Source organism: Segeticoccus rhizosphaerae, assembly GCF_009192725.1.
GTDB lineage: Bacteria > Actinomycetota > Actinomycetes > Actinomycetales > Dermatophilaceae > Segeticoccus > Segeticoccus rhizosphaerae.
Genome location: NZ_VOHR01000274.1, coordinates 1 through 5,033, shown reverse-complemented (window position 1 = coordinate 5,033; position 5,033 = coordinate 1). Strand labels below are relative to the sequence as shown.

General features: G+C 69.3%; 6 protein-coding genes. 5 read left to right on the top strand and 1 reads right to left on the bottom strand.

Annotated features, from left to right (window positions below):
- Nucleotides 1-251 precede the first annotated feature (251 nt).
- The gene (locus FRW57_RS17040) at nt 252-947 is read left to right on the top strand and encodes a hypothetical protein (RefSeq protein ID WP_137123073.1); all 696 of its coding nucleotides are present in this window, start codon (nt 252-254) and stop codon (nt 945-947) included.
- Nucleotides 948-962: 15 nt separating this feature from the next.
- Here the strand turns inward: FRW57_RS17040 and FRW57_RS17035 are convergent, their stop codons facing one another.
- A complete protein-coding gene (locus tag FRW57_RS17035) occupies nt 963-1,718 on the bottom strand; it encodes an AfsR/SARP family transcriptional regulator (protein WP_238384835.1) in 756 nt (251 codons plus the stop codon).
- Nucleotides 1,719-2,036: 318 nt separating this feature from the next.
- On the opposite strand from FRW57_RS17035, the gene FRW57_RS17030 reads away from it, so the two are divergent.
- From FRW57_RS17030 to FRW57_RS24135, 4 genes are all read left to right on the top strand, one after another.
- Nucleotides 2,037-3,596: a phage tail sheath family protein gene (locus FRW57_RS17030; RefSeq protein WP_152186556.1), complete on the top strand. Its 1,560-nt coding sequence runs from the start codon at nt 2,037-2,039 to the stop codon at nt 3,594-3,596.
- 13 nt (nt 3,597-3,609) lie between these two features.
- The gene (locus FRW57_RS17025; RefSeq protein ID WP_137123070.1) at nt 3,610-4,137 is read left to right on the top strand and encodes a phage tail protein; all 528 of its coding nucleotides are present in this window, start codon (nt 3,610-3,612) and stop codon (nt 4,135-4,137) included.
- A gap of 3 nt (nt 4,138-4,140) precedes the next feature.
- Nucleotides 4,141-4,815 carry a T4 family baseplate hub assembly chaperone gene (locus FRW57_RS17020; protein WP_137123069.1) on the top strand — a complete coding sequence of 225 codons (675 nt, stop codon included), beginning with the start codon at nt 4,141-4,143 and terminating at the stop codon, nt 4,813-4,815.
- Nucleotides 4,812-5,033: hypothetical protein (locus tag FRW57_RS24135; protein ID WP_203230383.1), on the top strand; the 222-nt coding region annotated here is incomplete at its 3' end. The genes FRW57_RS17020 and FRW57_RS24135, both read left to right, overlap by 4 nt.

Genomic DNA, 5,033 nt, shown 5'->3' with positions numbered 1-5,033 from the left:
AGCCCGCCCCCGCGCCGCACACCGGGCCCGACCGCGAACCGGCGGGGAGTCGGAGCCGGTTCGGCGCGCAGCCGTGCAGGCGCCGGGATCTGGACCAGTTCGCCGCCCTCGGGCATCCAAACATGGTCGGGTACGACGCGTCACCTCGCCGTCACGGAGCCATCGAGGTCGCGGTGATGCCGCCGTGATGGGCGAGTGACGACGGCCCCTTACCGTGGCGAATCGGTACCCGATCCCGCAAGGAGGCCCGCATGACCATCCAAGTGCCGACAGGGGCGGCCGGTGGCGACGACGTGCTGCAACCCGCCCAGGCGATGATGCGAGGGCTGGGGGTACTGCCGACCGCTGCGGATCTGGCTGCCGATGGAGCGAGCGCGGCGTTTCGGGGTACACCGGACTCGGTGTCGATCATCGAGGCGGGGGGCACCGCCCTGTCGAAGGGCTACGCCGTCGTCATCGCCCTGCTCGGCGGCGGGACTGCTGTCGCCACTGCCGTGACCGGCTTCTGGCAGCACGAGGCGAGCACGGTGCGCATCGCGCTGGTCGCTGGCAGCGCCGTCTTCCTGGCCGCGTCGGTGGTCGCCATCGCCGTCATCGTGGCGGCCGACGTCGGCGGCCGGGCAGCCGGATCGGTAGCGCAGTATGACGCTCGCCGCCAGATCGCCGTGTCGTTCCTCGAACTGTCACTCGCTGCCCACCGCCACGTCTCGAGCACGCCCCGGATCACAGCCACCGGGGCGACACGATCAGGCGCTCTCGTGTGGTCGGTGGCCATCGTCGGCACGGGCGCGGAGGTCGTGCGCGCCGGCACCGGCGTGGTCGGCCACCTCTCCGGCGTCCGCGGTAGCAGCGACGGCAGCCCCGAGGTGCAGATCACCCGGTCCAACGACGGCGTGAAGGAGTGGTGCAGCCCGGACGAGCTCGAGCTGCGGGAGAACACGTTCTGAAGCGAAGTGGTCCGGTCAGTTCACGCGACGCATCGCGGCGGTCGCGCCGAGACGGTGGTGGTCGAGGCCGTACTCGTGGAGCAGTTGGCGCAGGTGCGCTGAGGGTTGGGCGCCGAGTTCCTCGTGCAGCCGGTCGGCGTATGCGCGGTACTGGTGGAGCGCCTCGACGAGGTTACCTTCGGCCAGGTGAATCTGCACGACAAGCCGGAATCCGCTCTCGCGCAGCGGGTCGGCCGCGATGGCACCCATGGCAAGCAGCAGCGCCTCGGCGTACCGTTGCCGCCGGATCAAGCTGACGCACGCCTGGTCCAGTGCGTGCAACCGCAACTGGCGGTAACGCTCCCGCTCCAGCTCGACCCAGTCCTCGTACCAGTCGGGCAACAGGTCGAAGCCCAGCAGTTCCAGTGTCTCGCTGGTCGGGTCGTCCCCAACTTGCACGAGTGCGGTGGCTCGGCGAACCGCCACATGGAAGTCCACGTCCACGTCGGCCCGCAGCCGCAGGTGAGTCGAGGTGGCGTCGACCAGAGGGAGTCGGTCCGCGATGGGCACCCGCCACAGCGCCGACCTCAGGTTGGCGTTCGCACGGTCGATGGTTGCGTCGGGCCACAGAGACCCGCTCACGAAGCAACGCCGAACGCTGCGGTCCTGCATGGCCAGGAAGGCCACCAACCGCTCTGACGCCGGGGTCAGGCCGACCGGGCGCCCCCGCACCCGCAGCTCGAAGCCGCGCAGCAGTTGCACCCTGGGCTGTATGCGTGCCGACTCCACCATGCTCACCACACACCCGATCGTGGGTGCCCGGGTCGTCACCACACCCCGAGCAAACGAGTCCTACTGTGGTCACCCGAGCGTCACCGGGGCGTCACGCCTCGTGGCCGGCCCGTTCCTTTGGGCCTGGCGGCCGCGGGACACGACGTCCGCTGCGGGCCTCATCGATGTCCCAATACTAAAGAGCATGCATCCCCCTCCGTGATGCAAATGAGTTTTGCGCTGCGAATCGACGACGGTGCCGCGACGGCGCTGTGACGGTGACGTGACACCCCGGCCGCCACGATGTCCTCCTTGCCTTTGACAGCAAAGGACCCGGACATGCCAGTCACAGCAACCTATCCAGGTGTCTACATCGATGAGCTCAGCAGCGGCGTCCACACCATCACCGGTGTAGCCACGTCCGTCGCCGCGTTCGTCGGCGCCACGTCGCGCGGTCCGACGGACGGGCCTGTGCACATCACCAGCTTCGCCGACTTCCAGCGAACGTTCGGAGAGGTCACCCCCGACAGCCCGGTCAGCCAGGCCGTCTACCAGTTCTACCTCAACGGCGGCTCCGAGGCGGAGGTGGTGCGCCTGAGCAACGGCGCCGCGGCCACCATCTCTCTCGACGGGGTCCCGCTGGTCGCCAAGGGGCCCGGCGCCTGGGGCAACTCGCTGCGAGTGCGAGTCGACTACGACACGGCCACCGGTCCACCCTCCGGCGGAGCCGACGCGACGTCATACAACCTGACCGCGCTGGACACCACGACTGGAACCCGCGAGGCGTTCCTCAACGTCAGCACCATCCCCACCGCCGCCCGGTCGCTGGCGAACGTGCTCGCCGGCTCCACTCTCCTCGCCCTGCCCGCCACGGGGGCGGTCCAGGACAAGGCCCCCGGCAAGCACGCGGACATCCCGCTCACGGACCCGGACCAGAACCCGTTCTCCGACGCCCACGCCGATCGCTACACCCAGGGCTCGGACGGCACTCCGGGCGGCACACCGGGCGCCAACGACTACAACGGCGGATCCTCCGGGCAGGCGGACAAGAAGGGGATCTACCAGCTCCTCAAGACCGACATCTTCAACCTGCTGTGCCTGCCCGGCGCGCCCGCTTCGGTGCTCTCCGTGGCGCTGCAGCTGTGCGTCGATCGGCGTGCGGTGCTGCTGGTGGACCCACCACCCGCGTGGACCACGGTGGCGACCGCCGTCAGCGGCATGGCCTCCCCACCGGTCAGCGGCGACGGCGCGAAGAACGCTGTCGTCTACTTCCCGCGACTGCAGATCCCGGATCCGGTGCAGTCCGGCGTGACCCGCACGGTCGATCCCTGCGGCACGCTCGCCGGCGTGATGGCGCGCACCGACGTGCAGCGCGGGGTATGGAAGGCGCCTGCCGGCACGGCGGCCTCACTCAGCGGCGTGCTCGCGCTCGACGTACCGATGACCGACCTGGAGAACGGCCAACTGAACAAGCTCGGCGTCAACTGCCTGCGCATATTCCCGGTGATCGGGCCGGTGTCCTGGGGAGCGAGAACCTTGCGCGGGGCCGACCGGATCGCTGACGAGTGGAAGTACCTCCCGGTGCGACGGCTCGCGCTGTTCATCGAAGAGAGCCTGTTCCGCGGCACCCAGTGGGTGGTCTTCGAGCCGAACGACGAGCCGCTGTGGGCCTCGATCCGGATGAACGTCGGCGCCTTCATGAACGGCCTTTTCCGGCAGGGCGCCTTCCAGGGCGTCACCGCCCGTGAGGCCTACCTGGTCAAGTGCGACAAGGAGAACAACCCGCAGAACGACATCGACCAGGGAATCGTCAACATCCTGGTCGGGTTCGCGCCGCTCAAGCCCGCGGAGTTCGTCATCATCCACATCCAGCAGCTCGCCGGCCAGCTCCAGACCTAGCAGGAGGACTCCCATGGCCACCACCAAGCGGGTCGACCCGCTGAAGAACTTCCGCTTCCGGGTCCGCTACAGCGACAGCGTCGAGCCGATCGTCGGCGTCTCCAAGATCACCGGCCTCAAACGCAGCACCGAGGTGATCAAGCACCGCGGCGGTGGCGACCCCTCGACGAGCTCCAAGCTGCCCGGACGCACGGAGTACGACCCGATCGTGCTGGAGCGGGGGGTCACCACGGACGCCCTCGAGTTCGAGAAGTGGACCAACAAGGTGTGGAGCTTCCGCAACGCCGCCAGCGGCCGCGAGACCTCACTGCGGGACTTTCGCCGGGACATCGTGATCGACGTGTATGACGAGGCCGGTCAGAAGGTGCTCTCCTACCAGGTCTTCAACTGCTGGGTGTCCGAGTACCAGCCGGTGTCGGACTTCGACGCGAACGCGAACGCCGTGTCGATCCAGCACATCAGGCTGGAGAACGAGGGCTGGGTGCGTGACGTCGATCTGCCGCCGCCCGGCGAGGTGTCCTTCGACGACCCGACCGGGTGAGCCATGACTGCTGTGACCGAGGCTTCTCTGCTGGCCGCGTGGGAGGCTGCCCTGCCTCGGCCGCGCCGGGACCGAGCCCTGGTGCTGGCCGGGGTGGTCACTGGCGTGAGCACCGACGGCCTGCAGGACCTGCCGATCGGCGCAGTCGACGCGTACCTGCTCGACCTGCGTGAAGGCTGCTTCGGGGCGATGTTGGACTGCCTGGTCGACTGCCCCGGATGCGGTGAGGAGCTCGAAGCCAACGTGGATGTGGCGGAGCTACGGTTCCCGCCAGCCGAGGAGCACACCCGTGAGGTGAATGTCGGCGGCCGGTCACTGGTCGTGCGCGCTCTGACCAGCCGGGACCTGCTGGCCACCGGTGACCGCGGCTCCCTGGTCCGTCGCTGCCTGGCCGAGGGCGACGTCACCGACGACGTCCTCGATCTGGTGGGCAACATCATCGACGAGCTGGACCCCCAGGCCACTCCTGCCGTCGAGTTGGACTGCCCGAACTGCCGCCGGACCTGGATGGCACCGTTCGACATCGCGGACTTCGTGTGGCAAGAGGTCGACCGGTGTGCCCGCCGCACCCTCCACGAGATCCACGTGCTGGCGGCGGCCTACGGCTGGCGCGAGGACGACGTTCTGGCGCTGACCCCGCTCCGACGGAGCTACTACCTGCAGGCGGCCGGCACGTGAGCAGACTCCTGGACCGTGAGCTCGGCGACCGCAGCGACGCGGTCCGACCGCGGCTGCCGTCTCTCTTCGAGCCGGGACTACTCAGCCTGACCCCGCCCGAGACCGACACGGACGACCTCGAGGCCGATGCCCCCGCGTCGCGGGTCTCGTCACGTCCCATGGCTGCCCCGCCACCCGCCGGCGAGCCCCCGGGCCCGCCGCCCACGACCGGCGGACGG